This window comes from Leptospira kobayashii (genome assembly GCF_003114835.2).
GTDB lineage: Bacteria > Spirochaetota > Leptospiria > Leptospirales > Leptospiraceae > Leptospira_A > Leptospira_A kobayashii.
The window spans coordinates 832,936-856,224 of the sequence record NZ_AP025028.1; the positions used below are offsets into that span (position 1 = coordinate 832,936).

10 protein-coding genes are annotated in these 23,289 nt (G+C 42.3%); 1 reads left to right on the top strand and 9 read right to left on the bottom strand.

What is annotated here, in order from left to right:
- Positions 1-62 precede the first annotated feature (62 nt).
- The 6 genes from DI077_RS03735 to DI077_RS03760 all read right to left on the bottom strand — a co-directional run bounded on the left by DI077_RS03735 (position 63) and on the right by DI077_RS03760 (position 14,149).
- Positions 63-578 (bottom strand): hypothetical protein, encoded by a 516-nt coding sequence (locus DI077_RS03735; protein WP_109020753.1) that lies wholly within the window; start codon positions 576-578, stop codon positions 63-65.
- Between the two features lie 9 nt (positions 579-587).
- A complete protein-coding gene (locus DI077_RS03740) occupies positions 588-5,102 on the bottom strand; it encodes a peptidase M23 (protein WP_109020752.1) in 4,515 nt (1,504 codons plus the stop codon).
- Positions 5,103-5,528: 426 nt separating this feature from the next.
- Complete coding sequence (locus DI077_RS03745; protein ID WP_109020751.1) at positions 5,529-5,966, bottom strand: hypothetical protein; 438 nt, start codon at positions 5,964-5,966, stop codon at positions 5,529-5,531.
- Positions 5,959-12,237: a TIGR04388 family protein gene (locus DI077_RS03750; protein WP_109020750.1), complete on the bottom strand. Its 6,279-nt coding sequence runs from the start codon at positions 12,235-12,237 to the stop codon at positions 5,959-5,961. The genes DI077_RS03745 and DI077_RS03750 overlap by 8 nt, the downstream gene beginning before the upstream one ends.
- The gene (locus tag DI077_RS03755; protein ID WP_135354901.1) at positions 12,234-12,830 is read right to left on the bottom strand and encodes a hypothetical protein; all 597 of its coding nucleotides are present in this window, start codon (positions 12,828-12,830) and stop codon (positions 12,234-12,236) included. The genes DI077_RS03750 and DI077_RS03755 overlap by 4 nt, the downstream gene beginning before the upstream one ends.
- A 431-nt stretch (positions 12,831-13,261) precedes the next feature.
- Positions 13,262-14,149, bottom strand: coding sequence for a class I SAM-dependent methyltransferase (locus tag DI077_RS03760; protein ID WP_109020748.1), 888 nt, complete (start codon positions 14,147-14,149; stop codon positions 13,262-13,264).
- A 157-nt stretch (positions 14,150-14,306) separates the two neighbouring features.
- Between DI077_RS03760 and DI077_RS03765 the strand changes: the two genes are divergently transcribed.
- Positions 14,307-14,951, top strand: a complete 645-nt coding sequence (locus DI077_RS03765) for an MORN repeat-containing protein (RefSeq protein WP_109020747.1) — start codon at positions 14,307-14,309, stop codon at positions 14,949-14,951.
- Positions 14,952-14,976: 25 nt separating this feature from the next.
- Here DI077_RS03765 and DI077_RS03770 read toward each other — a convergent pair whose 3' ends face one another.
- Genes DI077_RS03770 through DI077_RS03780 form a run of 3 tightly spaced genes read right to left on the bottom strand, consistent with a single transcriptional unit; the run spans position 14,977 to position 22,971 of the window.
- Positions 14,977-15,540 (bottom strand): tetratricopeptide repeat protein, encoded by a 564-nt coding sequence (locus tag DI077_RS03770; RefSeq protein WP_109020746.1) that lies wholly within the window; start codon positions 15,538-15,540, stop codon positions 14,977-14,979.
- Positions 15,541-15,568: 28 nt separating this feature from the next.
- On the bottom strand, positions 15,569-22,378 hold the full coding sequence (locus tag DI077_RS03775; RefSeq protein ID WP_242935345.1) for a TIGR04388 family protein: 6,810 nt from the start codon (positions 22,376-22,378) through the stop codon (positions 15,569-15,571).
- The gene (locus DI077_RS03780) at positions 22,375-22,971 is read right to left on the bottom strand and encodes a hypothetical protein (RefSeq protein ID WP_109020727.1); all 597 of its coding nucleotides are present in this window, start codon (positions 22,969-22,971) and stop codon (positions 22,375-22,377) included. The genes DI077_RS03775 and DI077_RS03780 overlap by 4 nt, the downstream gene beginning before the upstream one ends.
- Positions 22,972-23,289 lie beyond the last annotated feature (318 nt).

Here is a 23,289-nt window from a genome sequence, read left to right on the forward strand (position 1 = left end):
TAGTTTTTACGAGACTCAGTGTAATTTGCACTTGGTCTGTGAAGCTCAACGTATCTCAATATTTATCTTCTGACTTTGGAGTTTTGTTTTAGAAACACTAACTCGTCCTGTATTCCTGCATCTTCTCCAATGATTTTCAATTTTATCCTGTCTTCAAGAATTTCGCCTTTATAATTTTGCGTTATTAATTTATCGGGATTCGAGTTTTCTATCCATTTTTTATAAGTCACTGGTAACTTATCATTAAGCCTGTAACTAATTGGAATCTCTTTGTTGTAAATTTCATTCTCATGTAAATTTATCGAATAGCTTATGTTTCCATTCTTGATTGATAGGTTTTCCATTTTAGTATAAAAATATCCTGGAAGGTATGCTTCTCGGGCTGGATCAAAATCATCTGAAATGCCATAATAAGTCCCTATAATTAATTGGTTTTGTATCTCAAGCTTGATATGAGAAACTTCACCAGATTCTAGATCGTGAATATATTGATAGATTCCTACATACTTAGCATTATCTGGTTCTAATGAACAGTTGAGTAGTAATAGTGATAGCAAAGAGATGCTTACTAATTTCATAAATGGCTCCTATTTAACCGGAATTTCGATATGAAAACCAGGGTCACCTGGCGGATAAAAAAATCGTTTTGTATTTACTTCTGCATTTGCTTTTATCGCTTTTTTGAGTTCTTCGTGTTTTTTTGCCGGGACGGAACTTGGAGCAATATCAACTACTGTCACAACGCTTGAGTCAGCACCATGCTTCGAAACTTTGGCAACTCCTAAATCATCTATTTTATTTTTCATTGCAAGCTTAATTTCATTAGCGAGTTTACCTTCTTTTTTTAAACTTGAATAAGTATCGATCACTTTGTCTCCTTCCTTTCCATATAATTTCTTTTGCGCTTTGACGGAAGTGTCTTCTAAATTGTTATACATAACTCGTGCTTGGCTCTCTGAGTCTCTTGCCGAGCTTGATATAGTTAGTGATTTAACTCCTGCAGAAGCTGCGATATCTTTAATGATTTTCACCGCTCTTTCTGGAACAGCATCTTTATTTGCATTTTTACCAAATTTTATTGTTACATCATCAGGATTAATCTGTTTAGTTTTTGGTTGTTGGCTTCCCTCTCCCGGAACAGGAGTAGGGCTCGGACTAGGCTTCCCGTTCGCATTGCGCGGAGTAGGCGCATCAGGTCTAGCATCACCTCCGTTTGCATTGTGATCTATCGGTGCGTCAGGAGCATCCGGTGCATTACCTGTTCCCCCGGCGGCGTCAGGGGCACGAACACTTGCAACCCCGGTTTCGATTTCTCCATCATAGCTATCTTCTCTTCTACCCGCACCTGCAATGACATCAGCACCTTCATTTGTTTGCGCTTCTTTCTGCTTAGCCGCAGCTTCCGCATCAGCGTCCTTACCAGTAGGATTCATTTGTTTGTTTAGATAATCGTTCTGCCACTGATCAGTTAAGAAGTTAGTATTCGCTTGGAATCCAGTCTGTGAGTTCCATCCGCCGGCAGTAGTCCCACCCGCAGCATTAGCATTGACCGTCAAACCGCCATTTTGCGTGAGTTCAAGGAATCCCCCAGCCCCGTTGTGGGCACTATTTGCATTCGTATAAGATACGTTTGCATTGACCCCAAACCCTGCGGCCTGACTATAACTGAGTCCACCTGAGACTCCATTGGCAATACTTGTTCCGACATTGACTCCCATACCACCCGACTGACTGTAGTTAAGTGCGAGACTGTTTCCGCTTTCTGAAGAGATTCCAACATTACCACCGAACCCGTCATTCTGTGAATAGCTTAGTCCCGCGGACAAACCAGCAGTTTGGAATCCAAGTCCTACAGTAGTTCCCCCTTTCTCCGAGATACCCGCAGTAACAGTTGCTGGTCCATAACCTACACCGACACTCGCACCAAACCCATTTTCTGTGCTATACGACAACCCAGCAGTTACAGTTCCAAAGGAAACACTTCGAGTAACGGCACCGAGAGCACCACCAGCAGCTCCAACTAACGCACCTTGTAGTCCGCCAGACGCAGCACCTTGAGCCGCACCAAGTGCAGCACTTGCAGCAACTGCCACGGCGAGAGATGCTCCTCCTGTAAAAGGTGCGAGTGCAACAGCTGCAATCGTAGTTACGATTTGGAATTCTTTAGTCTCGTAAAATTTCTCCTTAGGCTTACTCATCTTATCTAACTGTTGTGAGATAGCCCAAGCAGGAATCCCTGTTGCTTCCGCAATTGCATTGGTAGCTTCTTGTTTAACGAAGTCTTTGACTGCGTTCTTCATCGACTTGCCACCTACAAGACCGGATATGAGTCCCGCTGGTAGTCCAGTTGCCTCAGCGATCGCTGAAGTGATGGCTCCATTGATTTTTTCTGTTACTACAGATTTAAAACTCTGTGCGATACTTTGTCCACTGGATGTCCCTGAGAGAACATCGAATAGAAATCCTTTGCTTTCTTTCTCCGCTTCATTCGCTTTGAACTTAGCTTGGATATCTTCTATTGTTCCTTCTAAATATCTGGAGAAAGCGCCTGTTGCAGCAGTAACTTCATTCGATGCAAATGTGGTACCTACACCATTGAGTTCAAAGCTATGACCCATTGCTCCCAGTGAGAAAGCAGCCGGAACGTTGAGATCCTGCATTCCATAGCTCATCTCGATTGGAATTCCTTGAATGTTGACTGTTCCTTTGAGTTCTCTGGAACCTAAATTTCTTTGTATTGGATTCGGAACTGCTTTGATGGAAGACCAACTTTCTCCCTTACTCACCCCAACACCCATTCCCGTTCCTTGGGTGAAGTTGTATTTCGATTGTTTATAATTGTCTCTTAAACCACCCATGTTTGGGTTGTAACTCTTGCTAAAATCTCCCTCTAGGCCTTGGAAGTTGGTTAGGAAATAATTACTAGTTCTATTATATGTCTCTATGTTCTCAGCTTTGATATCTTCATTCTGAGCATAATAGGCTTTTGTTTCTTCCGTTTTGTCACTGAACTGTGCGAACATGGATTCCATGTTAGTGGCCATGTTGTCTACGAATGCTGCCACTTGGGATACTTTGTCAGCATCAAACTCCGTATTCATCAGAGTATCAATTCCGAGTGTGTCTACACGCAATGTCCCCGGATCAAACTTTGTATTGATCTCTATGTTTTGAGCCATAAACAAAGGAGAGTAGCTGGAATCCTGCATCGCGTTCCCTGCGATCTTAAAATCTCCGCTATGGATGGATCGGGAACCTACGATATAGTCACCCTGGATACGGAACTCATAACCTTCTTTTCTTAGGTAAGCGTATTCCTCGCCTTGAGAGTATTTGAGGAAGAGTTCTTGTCTGAGAGTCTTACTTCTCGCCTCATTCTCTTCTATAAATTGCTGAGAGTATTCGTCCAGGTATTTGGCTATGGCACTGTTAGCTGCGTAGTTCAGTGCTTGGCCCGAACCATTGAGTAGGGCGCCTAAGTTCTTAATATCATTCTCGTTGGTTACGAGGGAATTCATATGTGAGAGTAGTCCGTCTACTTGTTCTCTCGTTTCTTTGAGTTCTTGGTTGGATGCATTGATTGCTTCCGCAATTTCACTTCCATCGGATACGGATGTAGGAGCACCACTTTCTATGGCGGCAATCATCTCAGCAAGTCCGTCTAACAATTCCCCTTTGAGATTTTTATTAGCAAGCTGTTCCGATTGTGCGAGCAGTTGATTGACTAGATTTTGGGATTCAGTTCCTTTTTGGACTAAGTTCTGTGATGTGGCAAGTAGACCTTGGATTTTATCGTAAGCCTCACTGGATTCCCTGATTCCATCAATTTGATTTTGACCTTGTTTGATTTGTTTGGCAATCGCTTCCGAGTCGTCGAAACTTTTGCTAATGAGTGAATCTTTGTAATTTAAGAACGAAGACTTTGTATAGCTAAGAGATCTGGAAGAAACCTCTTGCAACATAAAGTCGCCGAGCTTATCATAATTATCCGTGATGATCGACCTAGCTTCTGCTTTTTTCGCTACCGCCTGTTGGGTGTAATACGCTGCTTCGTCGAACTTGCCTTTTTCTTCGAATTCTTCCGCTAGTTTGAGGAAGTCATCTGCTTTCTTGAAGTATTGCTCAACGTCCGAGAGTATCTTGTTTTCTTTTACCAATACTTCTTTTTGAAGTGTGTTCGCTTTCTTAGTATCGTCCCTTACATCTTGATAAAGCGCGAGGGTGTTCCTGTCTCTGGCGGCACGAGGGATAAATCCGAATTTACCATCGTCTCCACTCAGTTCATTGTTCCAATCCACTTGTCCTTGCTGGGAAGCATCGATGTTGGCTTGTACGGATTCGAATTCTTCTGCACCATACCCTGCTTCGCCAAACATTCCTAGAATGTTTTGGATTCGGATCGTTGCATCCATTTCGCTGGAAGTATAACTTTCCGTTCTGGCATAGGAATCGATTAGTTTTTGACTTACGACTGCACCCGCTTCTCCCAGTTGGATTTCATTTGCTTTTCCATCGACTGCTTGGTCTAACAGCTGATTGGAATAGTCGTATTGGTAATTGTTCCAAAGTTGGCGGGAATTATCGTACAATTGGCCTGTCGCGTTGTATGAGTTTACAATTTGGGATTGTAGGTTTTGCGCGACCGAGATGGCGTCTGCTTGGAATTTTTTCTCACCTGTGCCCGGATCTTCTACCGCTTTGTTCAGTGCTTCTTTGGCGGTGAGGAACCAATTCAGCTCAACGGATTTGAATGTAACGATTGTATCTTGCCAAGCCTGTTGTCCTGAGCGGAACCTGCTGTTCTGATTATTAACGGCTCCCGTTCCTGCGACTTCATAACCGTAAACATCAGTGATCCAATTGTCTCTTTGCGTTGTTAGACTTGCAATTTGAGTATCAAAACTGAGAACCGCGAGGTTTTTTGCTTCTTCCAGGTTGGCAAGAGAGATTTCGTATTCGTCTGTGTACTGTTTGCTTCTATCTTCCCAATCTTTGAGAGGATTCACTAGACCGAGGAATGTATCCGCCAGGCTTTTGTAATTTGCCTGGTGTCCTCTCCAAGTGTCTTCGTTCGCTTGTTTGTCTTTGTCGTCGTTTCGCACTCCACGCTCCTGTGCGCGTAACCTCCGTGTTACGACGCACGAGCTCCGGCATCCCTGCCTCCGCCACCGCGAGAAGTGCTTCACTCACCTTTAAGAGTAAAATAGAAAACTATTTCTTGTTATTCGGGCGCCATTTCCGGCTCTCCCTCGACGACAACGCTCGGTCGATCCGGGGCGATAGGCTTATTAGTTGTTGTTGGAAATTGTTTTTGAGTTCAAGGAAGAAGAGAAAAAAATAAAAGAGGATTTTTGAGAGATAACCAACTCTTCAATGAGTGAAGAGTTGCCCCAGAGCTATTTTTGTCAAGAAACAAGCTCGTTTCTCAAAAATTATCTTACTTCATAGAGGTTATATTAACAAGCTCTCTTTTATTGAATAATTCAATGATCATTTTGTTTAAGATTATAGTTTTTGCGAGGCTCAACTCAAGAAATATATTTTATAATCTCTTTGGTTAGTATCGAATCCTCGTCGTCTACAAAATATTCAACAACAAGATAACTTTTCCATTCATTAGATCTATCTTCGGAAGGAAAGGTTCCAAGAAAGAAAACATCTAGCCAATTATCATAATTTCCAGAAGCTGTCATTATATGTTTTTCTGTATTACTAACACTTAAAATTTCAAGTAAGTTATCGAAAATCTGATCCTTCTCCTCAATAATTAATATTCCTAGTGGGGACTTCTTTACCAAGGAGTTCAGAATTGCTGATATGTTTTTTGCATTCAGGGGCTGTCCCAAAAATAACGCAACCATTGAATCAGAATATTTCTCATGTGATTCTAAGTCTTGAAGTGAATTAACCCGTAAGAATAAAACTTCTCTATCTAAATAATTGCCGATGTTTATTAGTTTAGTCATTATATTTGATCCCTTTGTCTTTCATGAATTGCTTTAGTGTATCAATTTGTTTTTGTACATTTTTTATTGTTCCTTCAACTTGGGATTTATATTGAAGATTTGGCAACTTTTCTTGATGTTTTTGTAAGGTTTCTTGCGCAGACTTGTATGCTTTTTCAATTGACTTTGGCCCATCTTTTTCAATTTGTTTTTCTAACTGACTATATATTTTTTTGTTTATTGCTCCAGCGGCTTCCTCAGCGCCTTCTTTAGCAACTTCCTTTGCAGCTTTCTTAGAAAGCCACTCTCCCGCTTCAGGAGCCATTTTCATAACACCTTTAATCAGGCCACTTCCAAAAGATTTAATTAAGCCAATGAATTCTAAAGGCCCACTATTACTACTCATAGAACCGGTAAAAGTATTGCTTACGATTTTTCCATTTTTATCACGAATCACGATTCTTTCCCCGTCATCCCCTTCGAAGCTTTGAGTTAATCCTTGTTTTTTGAGTTTAAGGGTATTTAGTTCTGCTAATTCACCATCTGCAAGCTTTCCTGAACTCCATTTTTTTTCTAATTCATTGAATCTTGTTTTTTCGGTTTTGTTTAAAACTACATCGCTAGAAGCATCTTTCTTTTTGACCGTAGGCGTATTATTGTCATCCTTCTTTGGTTCAGGACTAGGACTAGGTCCCCCATCATTCGCATTGCGATCCATCGGTGCGTCAGGAGAATCTGGAGCACCTTCTCGTTTTTTAACACCCGCACCCGCGATGACATCAGCACCTTCATTGGCCTGTGCTTCCTTCTGCTTAGCCGCAGCTTCCGCGTCAGCGTCTTTACCAGTAGGATTCATCTGTTTGTTTAGATAATCGTTCTGCCACTGATCAGTTAAGAAATTAGTATTCGCCTGGAATCCAGTCTGTGAATTCCATCCACCGGCAGTAGTTCCTCCGGCTGCGTTAGCATTTACCGTCAAACCACCGTTTTGCGTAAGTTCAAGGAATCCCCCAGCACCGTTGTGGGCACTATCTGCATTCGTATAAGAGACATTGGCATTCACTCCGAACCCAGCAGTCTGACTATAACTGAGTCCTCCCGAGACTCCATTGGCAATACTTGTACCAACGTTTACTCCCATACCTGCCGACTGACTATAATTAAGCGCTAAGCTGTTTCCATTTTCTGATGCTATCCCAACGTTACCACCAAACCCGTCATTCTGTGAGTAATTTAATCCTGCGGATAGTCCACCCGATTGGAATCCAAGTCCTACAGTAGCCCCACCTTTCTCGGAGATACCCGCAGTAACAGTTGCAGGTCCGTAACCTACACCGACACTCGCACCAAATCCATTGTCAGCACTATAAGATAGTCCAACAGTGACAGATCCCCCCGTTACACTTCGAGTAACAGCACCGAGAGCACCACCGGCAGCACCAACTAACGCACCTTGTAGTCCACCGGACGCAGCTCCTTGTGCCGCACCGAGTGCAGCACTTGCAGCCACAGCTACATAAAGAGAAGCTCCTCCCGTAAAAGGTGCAAGTGCTACTGCTGCGATAGTCGTTACAATTTGGAATTCTTTAGTCTCGTAGAACTTCTCCTTAGGCTTAGTCATCTTGTCGAGTTGTTGTGAGATAGCCCAGGCAGGAATGCCTGTTGCTTCCGCGATTGCATTGGTAGCTTCTTGTTTAACGAAGTCCTTGACTGCGTTCTTCATGGACTTTCCGCCGACAAGACCGGATATGAGTCCCGCAGGAAGACCGGTTGCCTCAGCGATCGCTGAAGTGATGGCACCGTTTACTTTCTCTGTTACAACAGATTTAAAACTCTGTGCGATACTTTGTCCGCTGGATGTCCCTGAGAGAACATCAAATAGAAATCCTTTGCTCTCTTTCTCCGCTTCATTCGCTTTGAACTTAGCTTGGATATCTTCTATTGTTCCTTCTAAATATCTGGAGAAAGCTCCTGTGGCGGCAGTGATTTCGTTACTAGCAAATGTGGTACCTACACCATTGAGTTCAAAGCTATGACCCATAGCTCCCAGTGAGAAAGCAGCCGGAACATTGAGATCCTGCATTCCATAAGTCATCTCAATCGGAATCCCTTTGATATTGACTGTTCCTTTGAGTTCTCTGGAACCTAAGTTTCTTTGTATTGGATTCGGAACCGCTTTGATAGAAGACCAGCTCTCTCCCTTACTCACTCCAACTCCCATTCCTGTTCCTTGGGTGAAGTTGTATTTCGATTGTTTGTAGTTGTCCCGGAGTCCACCCATATTCGGGTTGTAACTCTTGCTAAATCCTTCTTCCAATCCCTGGAAGTTGGTTAGGAAATATTTGCTGGTTCTATTATATGTCTCGATGTTCTGAGCTTTGATATCTTCATTCTGTGCATAATAGGCTTTTGTTTCTTCCGTTTTATCACTGAACTGCGCAAACATTGAGTCCATGTTAGTGGCCATGTTATCTACGAATGCTGCCACTTGGGACACTTTGTCAGCATCAAACTCTGTATTCATCAGAGTATCGATTCCGAGTGTATCCACACGCAATGTTCCCGGATCAAACTTTGTATTGATCTCTATGTTTTGAGCCATAAACAGAGGAGAGTAGCTGGAATCCTGCATCGCATTCCCTGCGATCTTAAAATCTCCACTATGGATGGATCGGGAACCTACGATATAGTCACCTTGGATGCGGAATTCATAGCCTTCTTTTCTCAAGTAGGCATACTCGTCGCCTTGAGAGTATTTGAGGAACAGTTCTTGTCTGAGAGTCTTACTTCTAGCTTCATTCTCTTCTATAAATTGTTGGGAGTATTCATCTAAGTATTTGGCTATGGCACTGTTAGCTGCATAGTTCAGTGCTTGGCCCGAACCGTTGAGTAGGGCACCTAGGTTCTTAATATCATTCTCGTTTGTAACGAGGGAATTCATATGAGAGAGTAGTCCGTCTACTTGTTCTCTTGTCTCTTTGAGTTCTTGGTTCGATGCATTGATTGCTTCTGCAATTTCCGATCCATCGGATACGGATGTAGGCACTCCACTTTCTATCGCGGCAATCATCTCAGCCAGTCCGTCGAGTAGTTCGCCTTTGAGATTTTTATTGGCAAGTTGTTCCGATTGTGCGAGTAGTTGGTTTACTAGATTTTGAGATTCAGTTCCTTTTTGGACTAAGTTCTGTGATGTAGCAAGTAGACCTTGGATTTTATCATAAGCTTCACTTGATTCTCTGATTCCATCAATTTGGTTCTGACCTTGTTTGATTTGTTTGGCAATTGCTTCCGAGTCGTCGAAACTCTTGCTGATGAGTGAATCTTTGTAGTTCAGGAAGGATGTTTTAGTATAGCTGAGAGATCTGGAAGAAACCTCTTGCAACATAAAGTCTCCGAGCTTATCATAATTATCCGTGATGATCGACCTAGCTTCTGCTTTTTTAGCTACCGCCTGTTGGGTGTAATACGCTGCTTCGTCGAACTTGCCTTTTTCTTCGAATTCTTCCGCTAGTTTGAGGAAGTCGTCTGCTTTCTTGAAGTATTGTTCCACTTCCGAGAGTATTTTGTTTTCTTTTGCCAATACTTCTTTTTGAAGTGTATTTGCTTTCTTAGTATCGTCCCGTACGTCTTGATAAAGCGCGAGGGTGTTCCTGTCTCTGGCGGCACGAGGGATAAATCCGAATTTACCATCGTCTCCACTCAGTTCATTGTTCCAATCCACTTGTCCTTGCTGGGAAGCATCGATGTTGGCTTGTACGGATTCGAATTCTTCTGCACCATACCCTGCTTCGCCAAACATTCCTAGAATGTTTTGGATTCGGATCGTTGCATCCATTTCGCTGGAAGTATAACTTTCCGTTCTGGCATAGGAATCGATTAGTTTTTGACTTACGACTGCACCCGCTTCTCCCAGTTGGATTTCATTTGCTTTTCCATCGACTGCTTGGTCTAACAGCTGATTGGAATAGTCGTATTGGTAATTGTTCCAAAGTTGGCGGGAATTATCGTACAATTGGCCGGTCGCGTTGTATGAGTTTACAATTTGGGATTGTAGGTTTTGCGCGACAGAGATGGCGTCTGCTTGGAATTTTTTCTCGCCTGTGCCTGGGTCTTCTACCGCTTTGTTGAGCGCTTCTTTGGCGGTAAGGAACCAGTTGAGTTCCACGGATTTGAATGTAACGATTGTGTCTTGCCAAGCTTGTTGGCCGGAACGGAATCGGCTGTTCTGATTATTAACGGCACTTGTTCCTGCTACTTCATAACCGTAAACATCAGTGATCCAATTGTCCCTTTGCGTTGTTAGGCTTGCAATTTGAGTATCAAAACTGAGAACTGCGAGGTTTTTTGCTTCTTCCAGATTGGCGAGAGAGATTTCGTATTCGTCTGCGTACTGTTTGCTTCTATCTTCCCAATCTTTGAGTGGGTTTACTAGACCGAGGAATGTATCCGCCAGGCTTTTGTAATTTGCCTGATGTCCTCTCCAAGTGTCTTCGTTCGCTTGTTTGTCTTTGTCTATGTATCTGTAATCCGTATAGATACTGACCGTATTGTACCAACCGAGTTGGTCATACCAGCTTCCTGAGCCGGTGATATTGGATGCACCTAGAAATACTTGTGTGGAACCTGCAATTGCCTGTTCGCTTCCCGCCAGGTATCCTTGTGCGGTACTTGGTGTAAATGTTGCATTATAATTTTTGGAAATCGCATTGCGAACGTTATCGTTGATTGCCAACTGACCGTAATTGTAATTATTATTAATTGTTACAACATAGGAACTTTCCGCATCTGTCGCTCTGGAGTAACCGCAGAAAGCCCAACCGCTACAGGAATCTCCTCCGTTGGTATATTGACCAGCCCCTCCGTTACATGTCCCTCCTACATCGCCAATCCAATTTCCGTTACAAACATACTTAAATTTTTTATAATCTCCCCAAGTGGAATAGGCTACATCCGAACGGTTTCCATCTACCCCGATCCCCCATCCTACCAGGTTGTTATATCCGTTTTTGTCGTTTTGGACGGAATATCCGTAAGTATAGTATTTGGAAACGGCTCCGTTGGCATCATAAGTCAATTCCGCCTTACTGGGAACTCCGCCACAGTTACCTGATCCGTTGAAAGCGGAACACTGAAAGTTCGCGTCCCCAATGTCTTGCGTATAAGTTAAGTTCTGTAAAACGGTAATATTTTCCCATTTGAGTCCGTTCCATTCGTCCGCTTTTCCTTTGGCGTATTCTTCCTGGTTTCTGAAAAAAGTTCCCAGAGTCTGTGCCATATCGGATACGGAAGCATGATCGTCTAATTGTTGTTGAATGGAGGAAAGGAGTGCGTCTATATCTCCGAAGGAATCGCTCATCACTTTACTTCCCGTAAAACTGGAAGCAAGCTGAGTTCTTTGGGATTGGATGCTATTGACGGTTCCTTGTAAGGAAGACCGAAGCGCATTCTCTGCGTTCTCGATCATTGCTTTGTTTTGGAGCCACTGTTCTTTTGTCATGGCAATCCCATCCAAGTAGTCTTGTTTTTCCTGGGTTAGGTTGCTGATCGTAGTATTCCATTGTAAGATCCCGTTTTGGATGGCTGCCACGGAATCTTGTTCCCAATTCTCTTGTTTGGTGAGTAGATCCTGCCATTTGTTATCCCAAAGAGCGGCACCTTGTGTGTATCCGTCGGTGACTTGCGCGGGGTTCGCTTCTTGGGAAGCTTCTGCAAAGCCGGTTACCGCTTGAACAGCCGGGTCAATACTTCCGATGAGTCCTTGTTTGTTGGTTTCTATGTCCTGGTCTTTTTTGGCGGAAAGTGCATTCAGGAAAATATTCAATTCGGATTGGATATAGCTGGATGCATCTGCGATCCAGGTGGCTTTTGCTTGTTGTTTTTGTAAGGTGAGCTGTGCTTGAACTGCTTGTTTGTAAACGTTTACATCATTCACAGGGTCAGTGGTTGTGACTGAGCTCAGGATCGTGTTGATCTCCGCTTCTACTTCCGCTTCCCAAGATGCTTCGACTGCATCTTCCGCACCTCTCACGATGCTCATAAAACCGGATTCGCTGGTTTGGCTTGCGGTCGCAGACTCAACGTAAGGTTGTAAGTCCGTATTTCTAAATGGTTTTGTTTTGGTAAGCTGAGGAACACTCTGCGCCAAAACTTCTATGGGCAAAGCAATAGTGAATAGAAAAACGGTAAGTAGTAAGAAGGAGGTGAGTCTTTCGGAGAATCCGATTCTGGAACCGAAGTCCAGGCTGAAAGTAGTGTATCGTTTGTTAGAGTGGGAGAAGAGAGAGTTTTTCATGTACGAACCTGTTTTGGGAAACCTGGAGGAGGCGAACCCCGTTTGATTGCTAAAAATTGTAAAAAGCGATTGGGAATCGAGAGATTAGGACAAATAAGGTGAAAACCAAGAGCTTGGTTTTGAGAATCAAAAGATTCTATAGTATTTGTTATACGAACCAAAGTAAAATGAAACGGATTGGAACCGGGTATCAGCAACACTTTTGATAAGTAAAAGTAAGGAGAGCTTTCGGAATCGGACTCTGATCGGAAGGAAGCGGTTTGCAAACCTGCCATTTCCTTATGAAAATCGGATTGGACCTGCTTTTGTAAGGTGATGATTTCCGAAACCAGATCCCTTTCTTCGTTTTCCCAATCGGCTTCCATTTCTGAATGCGTGGGGAGGGAGACTTGAAGAGCGGCTTGAGTCTGATTTGGGCTAAAAATCTTATCGGAATCGGGATTTTCCGGGAAACTATTTTTTGATTTCAGCTCGGATTCCCAGACAGCGGTTTCCAATTCCGATTCGAAATCAGCGGTAGTTATGCCCGATTTTGCGAATAAATAGCCGGGAGTTACGCATAACAATACAAATAGAAATGAATACCTACTCATTCGCGTAATTGTTTTTTTGCGCTGGAATCCCACGTTAACAGTCATTACAGGGATGGGCTTGAAAATGGTGAAGAACTTTTTTGTTTAGTGTCGTCATTCCGCACTCCCCGCTCCTGTGCGCGTAACCTCCTGTTACGACGCACGAGCTTCGGCCGTCCTGGCCTCGCCACCGCGAGAAGTGCCTCACTCAGTTTTATGAGTAGAATAGAAAGCTATTTCTTCCTATTCAGGCGCTAATTCCGGCTCTCCCTCGACGCGGGCGCTCGGTCGATCCGGGCGATGGGTTTGATTTGTTGTTAGAGATCTTCGCTTTAACCTTAAAAATCAAAGCTTTCTTAGTTTGATGAGTAAGGTTTTGACTAAATCGCAATTCCTTTTTTATAATATTTAGTTCATCATTGTAATTTTTGCTAAACTTTTCTACTTTTAAATCAACGTCGGAGTGGTGCTAATAAATATTTTCCAATCAGGTGTTTCGCGAAGTTTTTATTTTTGGTGAAAAATGAAGCTTCCTCTTTTATTTCCGATTCTATTATGGATAGCATCTCCAATCTAGATTTGTTGATTCCTTTGCCACTTCGGCTTAATGTTATGTAAAATTCAGAACCCACAGTTGGGAAAAAATCTACTTCTTGAAGAGGGATTAACCCTAATGAAAAAAGATCGTGGATGATCAATCTGAACGAGTGAGGGACAAAGCACCAAGAATGCATATCGATATAAGTCTTGTTATTAATTACCGCATGCATACCATCTTGTGCTTCTTCTAATGAATGGATAAGATTATAGTCCCCACTATTATAAGTGGACCAAGCTATCTGTTTGTTTTTTGCTACAACATTAAGAAAATACTCAGCCACTGTACCAGGAGTATGTATTTTGTTTTTTTGAGAATGGCTATCTATGATTTTTGATAACCCTGTAACGGGTCTAAAATGGTCAAAACAGTACCTCTTGTCTGGAACGACGAGGGAAATGACTCCATCGTCTTTTAAGACTTTATCGCAATTATTAAGAAAACCAATGAAATCTGGAGTATGTTCGATTAGGTGAGAGGCAATAATCCAATCATAATATTTGGTTTTACCCGTTAGTTCTGAGAAGTCTTCTCCTTGCCATACAAAATCCACTTCTTCGATGTTATCGAGATTTACGCCGTGGTGTTCATATTTTTTTATCAACTGCTCTTTATTCAAATGATCAATAACATGTACTTTATAGCCCTTCTTTTTGGGAGCGAGGGGGTTGTGGCTTGGACCGACTTCAATACCATAGCCATTTTTGTTTATGTGTCGAAAAATTTTCTCTTCTTGTTTCATAGTAGGTGATTTTAAACCAAGTCCAACAATTCATTCTTATCTCACTAATAGAATTAGGCAATGTCAAGAAAAATACCCCTAACTTAAACTTGATTATATTGAAATTCGATTTCATAATCCTGTTGACTAAATAAAACTGTTAGGTGAAGTTAGATAGATGCGATTTTTAAATAGACTTGCTAAAAAACAAATTCTGATATATTCATCTTCAGCATTTTTACTTATACTCCTTTTTTCCTTTTTTACCATCAATTATATAAATGCTCCCAAATGTGTTTATGGAAATTGCAAAACCGGATTCGGTTCTTTGGAATTCAAAACGGGAGCCGTTTATTCAGGCAATTTTAAAGACGCAAGATTTGAAGGTTACGGGATTCTCAAACTTCCTACTGGAGAACATTATGAAGGTTTTTGGCAAAATGATCTACGACATGGAAAAGGAAAATTTTTCTACGCAGACGGATCTGTCTATGATGGTGAGTTTCGCAATCATAACAAGAACGGCAAAGGCAGTTTTACTTGGTCCGATCAAACCAATTTGAAAGTAACTTTCTTAAATGGAGAACCAGAAGGTGAAGGAACACTCACTCTACCAAATCAGGTCAAGTTGAAAGGCATTTACCACAAAGGTTTGGTTGCTGAAGGTCAAGGGATTTATATCTACGATGACGGCTCTCGTTATATTGGCGGGTGGCATAATGGAAAACGGGAAGGAGTCGGGACGTTGATTAATAAAAAAGGCATCGTCATCGCGGCAGGTCAATGGAAAAACAATGCACCAGAGATATTGAAGAAGAGGTAGCACTTAGCAAATATTTATAGGATTTTTATTTCCGTTTTTTTATTTTCTTATCAATATCAAGTAGAATTTCTTTCGCATCAGTTAGGTAAATTTCATTTCCTTTTATTTCATTGCATTTTTGTATAAATGCCAATAGCGTTCCTGCTGCATTTTCCAAGTCATTAAGTTCATACGAGCAAGCTCCAATAGCATATGTTAATTTACATGGATCTGAATATCCTCCGAGTTCCAATCCTTTGCTTAAAGGTGGTAATGCACGTTTGAAATCCTTCTTCTTATAATAAATAAATCCTAAATTAGCATGATTCGATCCAGAATTAGGTTCAATTTCTATTGCTTGAAGAATATACTCTCTTGCTTTTTCATCATTTCCTAAGCCATGATATATTGCGGACGTAGTTGCAATGTATCCGCTGTCTTTTGGATACTTTTTTGAAAGTTTCAAACTGAAATCAATTGCTTCATCAAATTTGTTTTCATCAAGCAATCTCATTAATTGTTTTCCATCTTCAGCTTTTTGTTCTTCTTTACGAAAACAAAAACAAAAAGCTAAAATTAGGAAGAAGAATACTGCTACTTTTGCAAACATTTTTGACACTGATCTTTACCTTTCATCGTTATTTATTATTATACAATGTATTATTATTAGTTTTAATATTGCCATCGCTGTCAATACTGAACTGTCGCGTTTTTGTTACCTCAAGGCCCAAGCCTAAGGATGGCGAAAAGTTCCAGTTTTTATCTGCTCCTACTGCAAAAGATGCTTTTAAAGGTCCTTTTCCTGCGCCAAATTCTATAGATTTACTTCTTTGGTCATCGACATTTATTGAAACATTATAATCCAAAGCAGTCGCTGCTTTCCAGAAAGGATAGGCAGCTTTAGGAAATCTTAGCATTGTAGAAAAAACATAGGGGGCTGCGCCGACTCCTAATTTTCCTGGTACAGAAATCCCCCCTGACCCTATCATCGCAGCCTCTCCGATCTTCCCATAAACCTCAGCAGTACATTTGGCTGGATTTTTTGCACAGTCATTTGCTTTAGCTGCTACCGCTGTTGCGTCATTCGAACCTGATGTTAATGACTCCCATCCAACTATTTGATTAAACATAGAACCTAAATCATAGTTATGTACCAAGATCCCATCTTCCCCAACGAAATAGGTATGATTATTTTCTATTTCTAAGTTATAAACCTTAGTTGTCGTTACATCATTATGTAGAACTCCAGTGACAGGAACTTGTTTGCCATCTTTTAGGAGAACGTTTTCCCCCACTTGAAGATCTTTCGCTTCCACCCATGCTTGTTTGTCTACAACCCAGAAAGGGTGGTTCCAGGTAGTTTGCAAAGCAGCCTCCGCGACTTGAATATCAAAGAGTAGATCTACCTCATGAACAAATAGTTCTGTAACTAATTTATAGCTTACCTCTTTTGTAGTTTCATTCCAAGATGCAACCTCATCTCCCACTTGAATCTCTTCAATGTTCTTGAGTCCGTCCTTCGTGTGAACTTTGGTTCCAGCTACAAAGCAAGTTCTATCTTTGAATCCGGTTGCATTCCCATTTTGGTCATAAGTCATACTGCCCGAATGGTCTGAGTAGTTACCAGCCATCTGACCTGCGAAATCTTTCACATTCCCCCAAGCTCGTTCTAGGATATTATCTCTAGTTGTATGCTCATCACGGTTTTCTGCTCCATTTACTTCCGCAGATTTGTTCTGAACTCGTTTCTCCTTTTCATCATCGGACAAATCATCCCAATCTTCCGTTGCCCCACCATTTGCTTCTAGCCATGCTTTCTTCGCATTATCCAACTCTTGGTATTTGGCTTTAACTGCAACTGCCTGTTCTTGTAGGGATCCTTTTAGATCTGATTGGCTTGTAACGATTCCTTGTTTCCATGCATTTTTAGGATCATTTACAGGATTGCCTGATGCGGAAATGCCAGATTCTGAATCGTAGTTGATTTGGCCGTATCCATTATTATAACCAACGTTAAATCCACCTGTGTTGAAGTTGTATCCCGCAGATACACTGTATCCGTCTTTGTTGCTATATTCCGCAGTAAGCCCTCCGTTTTGAGTGACCCCAACTGTAGCACTACTTCCATCTGCATTGTTATTTGTGCGTTCTAGACCAGCACCGTCTCTTTGATTGAATGTAAGCGAGTTGCTGCTTCCTATACTTCCATCTCTGTTAAAATTGTTTTGTGTAACGAATGCCCCAAAACCTTCATCTTTGTTATATGTTAATCCACCACTGTAATTTCCTGTAGTGGCTCCTAATGCTGCCCCGAAACCATCCGCTTTGGAATAGGTGACTCCCGCAGTGAGTCCGTTCTCTGTCTTGACTCCTACGGCAATGCTAGTCCCTGATTTCTGGGTATAGTTCACCCCGGCTTGGAGAGCCCCGATAGCTAGTCCGGCACTGACTCCGAATCCTTCATCTTTACTGTAGGAAACTCCTACTTTCGCAATACCTGCAATTCCCACACTAGCGGCAACACCGCCATTCTCGGAAACGCTGAGGCTTGCTGCTCCGCCTAGTAGACCTACACTTGCACCAAATCCATTCTCAGAATCATAAGATAATCCAACATTGACAGTCCCTCCTGTTGCACCTGCAACGAGTCCGTTCACCACACCGCCGACTGCACCAACCATGGCACCTTGTAGTCCACCGCTAGCTGCTCCCTGTGCTGCACCGATTGCCGCAAGTGCAACTAGTGACGCGCCACCCGTAAATGGAGCTGCTACGACTGCGGCAACTGCTATGACTGTTTTGAAGGTACTTGTCTCGTAGAACTTCTCCTTAGGTTTACTCATTTTATCTAACTGTTGTGAGATGGCCCAGGCAGGTATGCCAGTAGCTTCGGCAATTGCACTGGTAGCTTCTTGTTTCACATAGTCTTTCATTGCTTCTTTCATCGACTTACCACCTACAAGACCGGATATGAGTCCTGCAGGAAGACCAGTCGCTTCTGCAATTGCAGAAGTAATCGCACCATTCACTCGTTCGGTGACTACCGACTTGAAGCTTTGGGACAGGTTTTGTCCGCTAGCTGTTCCCGAAAGAACATCAAATAGAAATCCTTTGCTTTCTTTCTCTTCATCGTTAGCTTTGGATTTAGCTTGTACGTCCTTGATAGTTCCATCTAAGTATCTTGTAAACGCTCCATTTGCCGCGCCAACTTCATTCGTAGCATATGTAGTTCCCATGCCATTCAGCTCGAAGCTGTGGCCCATGGCTCCCAGCGAGAATGCAGCAGGAACGTTCAGATCTTGCATTCCATAACTCATCTCAATCGGAATCCCTTTGATATTGACTGTTCCTTTGAGTTCCCTCGAACCTAAATAACGTTGTGTGGAAACAGGCACTCCTTTAATAGATACCCAATTCTCTCCTTTGGAATCACTGGGAAGAGTTCCTTGTCGGAAATTGTACTTCGATTGCTTGTAATTATCTCGAAGTCCACCCATATTTGGTGTGTAACTCTTACTAAATCCTTCTTCCAATCCCTGGAAGTTGGTTAGGAAATAATTACTGGTTCTGTTATATGTCTCAATGTTTTGAGCTTTGATATCTTCATTCTGTGCATAATAGGCTTTTGTCTCTTCCGTCTTATCACTGAACTGTGCAAACATAGAATCCATGTTAGTGGCCATGTTATCTACGAATGCTGCCACTTGGGATACTTTATCCGCATCAAACTCTGTATTCATCAGAGTATCGATTCCGAGTGTATCCACACGTAATGTGCCAGGATCAAACTTGGTATTGATCTCTATGTTTTGAGCCATGAAGAGAGGAGAATAACTGGAATCTTGCATCGCATTCCCTGCGATCTTGAAGTCACCGCTGTGAATGGTCCTTGACCCTACGATAAAGTCACCTTGGATACGAAACTCATAACCTTCTTTTCTCAAGTAGGCATACTCATCGCCTTGTGAATATTTGAGGAACAGTTCTTGTCTGAGGGTCTTACTTCTAGCTTCATTCTCTTCTATAAATTGTTGAGAGTATTCATCCAAATACTTTGCAATCGCGCTGTTAGCTGCATAGTTCAGTGCCTGACTGGAGCCGTTGAGTAGGGCGCCTAAGTTTTTAATATCATTCTCGTTTGTGACGAGGGAATTCATATGAGAGAGTAGACCGTCTACTTGCTCTCTCGTTTCTTTGAGTTCTTGGTTCGATGCATTGATTGCTTCCGCAATTTCCGATCCATCGGATACTGAGGTAGGAGCACCACTTTCTATCGCGGCAATCATCTCTGCGAGACCGTCTAACAATTCTCCTTTGAGGTTTTTATTCGCCAGTTGTTCCGATTGTGCGAGTAGTTGATTTACTAGATTTTGGGATTCAGTTCCTTTTTGGACTAAACTTTGGGATGTGGCAAGTAAACCTTGGATTTTATCGTAAGCCTCACTTGATTCTCTGATTCCATCAATTTGATTCTGGCCTTGTTTGATTTGTTTGGCAATCGCTTCCGAGTCGTCGAAGCTCTTGCTAATGAGTGAATCTTTGTAATTTAAGAACGAAGACTTTGTATAACTAAGAGATCTGGAGGAAACCTCTTGCAACATAAAGTCGCCGAGCTTATCATAATTATCCGTGATGATCGACCTAGCTTCTGCTTTTTTCGCTACCGCCTGTTGGGTGTAATACGCTGCTTCGTCGAACTTGCCTTTTTCTTCGAATTCTTCCGCTAGTTTGAGGAAGTCATCTGCTTTCTTGAAGTATTGCTCAACGTCCGAGAGTATCTTGTTTTCTTTTACCAATACTTCTTTTTGAAGTGTGTTCGCTTTCTTAGTATCGTCCCTTACATCTTGATAAAGCGCGAGGGTGTTCCTGTCTCTGGCGGCACGAGGGATAAATCCGAATTTACCATCGTCTCCACTCAGTTCATTGTTCCAATCCACTTGTCCTTGCTGGGAAGCATCGATGTTGGCTTGTACGGATTCGAATTCTTCTGCACCATACCCTGCTTCGCCAAACATTCCTAGAATGTTTTGGATTCGGATCGTTGCATCCATTTCGCTGGAAGTATAACTTTCCGTTCTGGCATAGGAATCGATTAGTTTTTGACTTACGACTGCACCCGCTTCTCCCAGTTGGATTTCATTTGCTTTTCCATCGACTGCTTGGTCTAACAACTGATTGGAATAGTCGTATTGGTAATTGTTCCAAAGTTGACGGGAGCTATCGTACAATTGGCCTGTCGCGTTGTATGAGTTTACGATTTGGGATTGTAGGTTTTGAGCGACCGAGATGGCATCGGCTTGGAATTTTTTCTCACCTGTGCCTGGGTCTTCTACCGCTTTGTTCAGTGCTTCTTTGGCGGTTAAAAACCAATTCAACTCAACCGATTTGAATGTAACGATTGTATCCTGCCAAGCCTGTTGCCCGGAGCGGAACCTGCTGTTCTGATTATTAACGGCTCCCGTTCCTGCGACTTCATAACCATAAACATCAGTGATCCAATTGTCTCTTTGCGTAGTTAGGCTTGCGATTTGAGTATCAAAGTTGAGAACTGCGAGGTTTTTTGCTTCTTCCAGATTGGCGAGAGAGATTTCGTATTCGTCTGTGTACTGTTTGCTTCTATCTTCCCAATCTTTGAGAGGATTCACTAGTCCGAGGAATGTATCCGCCAGGCTTTTGTAATTTGCCTGGTGCCCTCTCCAGGTGTCTTCGTTCGCTTGTTTGTCTTTGTCTATGTATTTGTAATCCGTATAGATACTGACCGTATTGTACCAACCGAGTTGGTCATACCAGCTTCCTGAGCCAGTGATATTGGATGCACCTAGAAATACTTGTGTGGAACCTGCAATTGCCTGTTCGCTTCCAGCGAGGTATCCTTGCGCGGTGCTCGGAGTGAATGTTGCATTATAATTTTTAGAAATCGCATTGCGAACGTTATCGTTGACTGTATATTGGGCGCTGTCTATATTGCGGATGAGAGATAAATCTACCCCCCAATCAGCTTTTACAGCTCGATATGTTCCGCCAACACAAACACCACCAAAACCGATACTTCCGCATCTATCTTCATAATCAACATAGGAAGCGCTGCCTGAAGAATAATAATTCATTAGAGTTTGATCTGCCGTTCCTATAATGGAAGCATCTCTTCTATATGTATAGTATGATTTAATATACTCATTTGTAGCGACGTAATGTCCACTGTAAGTACCGTCTTGTAAGTAGGAAATATTAAGAGATGTTGGTTGACCGGCACAACCATTGTATCCATCGCCATGCTGGGAACATGTGACATTAGTCGTTCCTACAACTTGATTATAGGTTAAGTTTTGTAAAACGGTAATATTTTCCCATTTGAGTCCGTTCCATTCGTCCGCTTTTCCTTTGGCGTATTCTTCCTGGTTTCTAAAAAAAGTTCCCAGTGTTTGCGCCATATCGGATACGGAAGCATGATCGTCTAATTGTTGTTGAATGGAGGAAAGAAGCGCGTCTATATCTCCGAAGGAATCACTCATCACTTTACTTCCAGTAAAACTGGAAGCAAGTTGAGTTCTTTGGGATTGGATGCTATTGACAGTTCCTTGCAAAGAAGACCGAAGCGCATTCTCTGCGTTTTCAATCATTGCTTTGTTCTGGAGCCACTGTTCTTTTGTCATGGCAATCCCATCCAAGTAGTCTTGTTTTTCCTGGGTTAGGTTGCTGATTGTAGTATTCCATTGTAAGATCCCGTTTTGGATGGCGGCCACGGAATCTTGTTCCCAATTCTCTTGTTTGGTGAGTAGATCCTGCCACTTACTATCCCAAAGAGCGGCACCTTGCGTGTATCCGTCCGTGACTTGCGCGGGGTTCGCTTCTTGGGAAGCCTCCGCAAAGCCGGTTACCGCCTGAACAGCCGGGTTGATTGTCGCAAGTAACCCTTGTTTGCTGTTTTCTATATCTTGGTCTTTTTTAGCGGAAAGAGTGTTGAGAAAAGCATTCAATTCGGATTGGATATAGCTGGATGCATCTGCGATCCAGGTGGCTTTTGCTTGTTGTTTTTGTAAGGTAAGTTGCGCTTGAACGGCTTGTTTGTAAACGTTTACATCATTCACAGGATCGGTGGTTGTGACTGAACTAAGAATCGTATTGATCTCCGCTTCTACTTCCGCTTCCCAAGATGCTTCGACTGCATCTTCCGCACCTCTCACGATGCTCATAAAACCCGATTCGCTGGTTTGGCTTGCCGCCGCAGACTCAACGTAAGGTTGTAAGTCCGTATTTCTAAATGGTTTTGTTTTGGTAAGTTGAGGAACACTCTGCGCCAAAACTTCTATGGGCAAAACCATAGTGAATAAAAAAACAGTGAGTAGTAAGAGAGAGGTGAGTCTTTCGGAGAATCCGATTCTGGAACCGAAGTCCAGGCTGAAAGTAGTGTATCGTTTGTTAGAGTGGGAGAAGAGAGAGTTTTTCATGTACGAACCTGTTTTGGGAAACCTGGAGGAGGCGAACCCCGTTTGATTGCTAAAAATTGTAAAAAGCGATTGGGAATCGAGGGATTAGGACAAATAAGGTGAAAACCAAGAGTTTGATTTTGAGAATCAAAAGGTTTTCTAGTGTTTGTTATACGAACAAAGGAAGGTTCAAATTTATCGGAACCGGATATAAGTAGAACTTTGGATGAGTAAAAGTAGGGAAAGTTTTCGGAATCGGACTCTGACCGGAAGGAGGCGGTTTGCAAACCAGCCATTTCCTTATGAAAATCGGATTGAACCTGCTTTTGTAAGGTGATGATTTCCGAAACCAGATCCCTTTCTTCGTTTTCCCAATCGATTTCCGTCTTTGGATGCGCGGGGAGGGAGGCTTGAAGAGCGGCTTGAGTCTGATTTGGGCTAAAAATCTTATCGGAATCGGGATCTTCCGGGAAACTATTTTTTGACTTCAGCTCGGATTCCCAGACAGTAGTTTCCAGTTCCGATTCGAAACTAGCAGTGGTTATATTTGATTCGGCGAATAAATAACCGGGGGTAGCGCATAACAAGACAAGTAGAAGAGCATAGCTACTCATTCGCGTATTTGTTTTATTATGAAGAAATCCCACGCTAAAGGTCATTAGAACGGGGGATCTGGGTCTGGAACAAGTTCTTTTTTTTCGATTGCTTACTTTTTAGGCAAAATTCACTAGCAGCTAACTAGCATTCTCGCATAATTTAATTATGTCACATTAGAAAATTAGAAATATTGCGAAAGAGTGGCAAAAAAAGGGAAAAAATGCCTGTTAGTCTTAGTATTTTTTCTAGGGGCACCTATTTGGAAAAATATTTTCGCAGAACAACGGAATTTGATAAATTTTTCAAAGGGTAATTTCGGTTAGGTCGATAATATT

What these genes read in the sequence shown, in the direction of transcription:
- DI077_RS03735 (WP_109020753.1), bottom strand. Translation starts at nt 578, where the DNA reads ATGAAATTAGTAAGCATCTCTTTGCTATCACTATTACTACTCAACTGT.
- DI077_RS03745 (WP_109020751.1), bottom strand. Translation starts at nt 5,966, where the DNA reads ATGACTAAACTAATAAACATCGGCAATTATTTAGATAGAGAAGTTTTA.
- DI077_RS03750 (WP_109020750.1), bottom strand. Translation starts at nt 12,237, where the DNA reads ATGAAAAACTCTCTCTTCTCCCACTCTAACAAACGATACACTACTTTC.
- DI077_RS03755 (WP_135354901.1), bottom strand. Translation starts at nt 12,830, where the DNA reads ATGAGTAGGTATTCATTTCTATTTGTATTGTTATGCGTAACTCCCGGC.
- DI077_RS03760 (WP_109020748.1), bottom strand. Translation starts at nt 14,149, where the DNA reads ATGAAACAAGAAGAGAAAATTTTTCGACACATAAACAAAAATGGCTAT.
- DI077_RS03765 (WP_109020747.1), top strand. Translation starts at nt 14,307, where the DNA reads ATGCGATTTTTAAATAGACTTGCTAAAAAACAAATTCTGATATATTCA.
- DI077_RS03770 (WP_109020746.1), bottom strand. Translation starts at nt 15,540, where the DNA reads ATGTTTGCAAAAGTAGCAGTATTCTTCTTCCTAATTTTAGCTTTTTGT.
- DI077_RS03775 (WP_242935345.1), bottom strand. Translation starts at nt 22,378, where the DNA reads ATGAAAAACTCTCTCTTCTCCCACTCTAACAAACGATACACTACTTTC.
- DI077_RS03780 (WP_109020727.1), bottom strand. Translation starts at nt 22,971, where the DNA reads ATGAGTAGCTATGCTCTTCTACTTGTCTTGTTATGCGCTACCCCCGGT.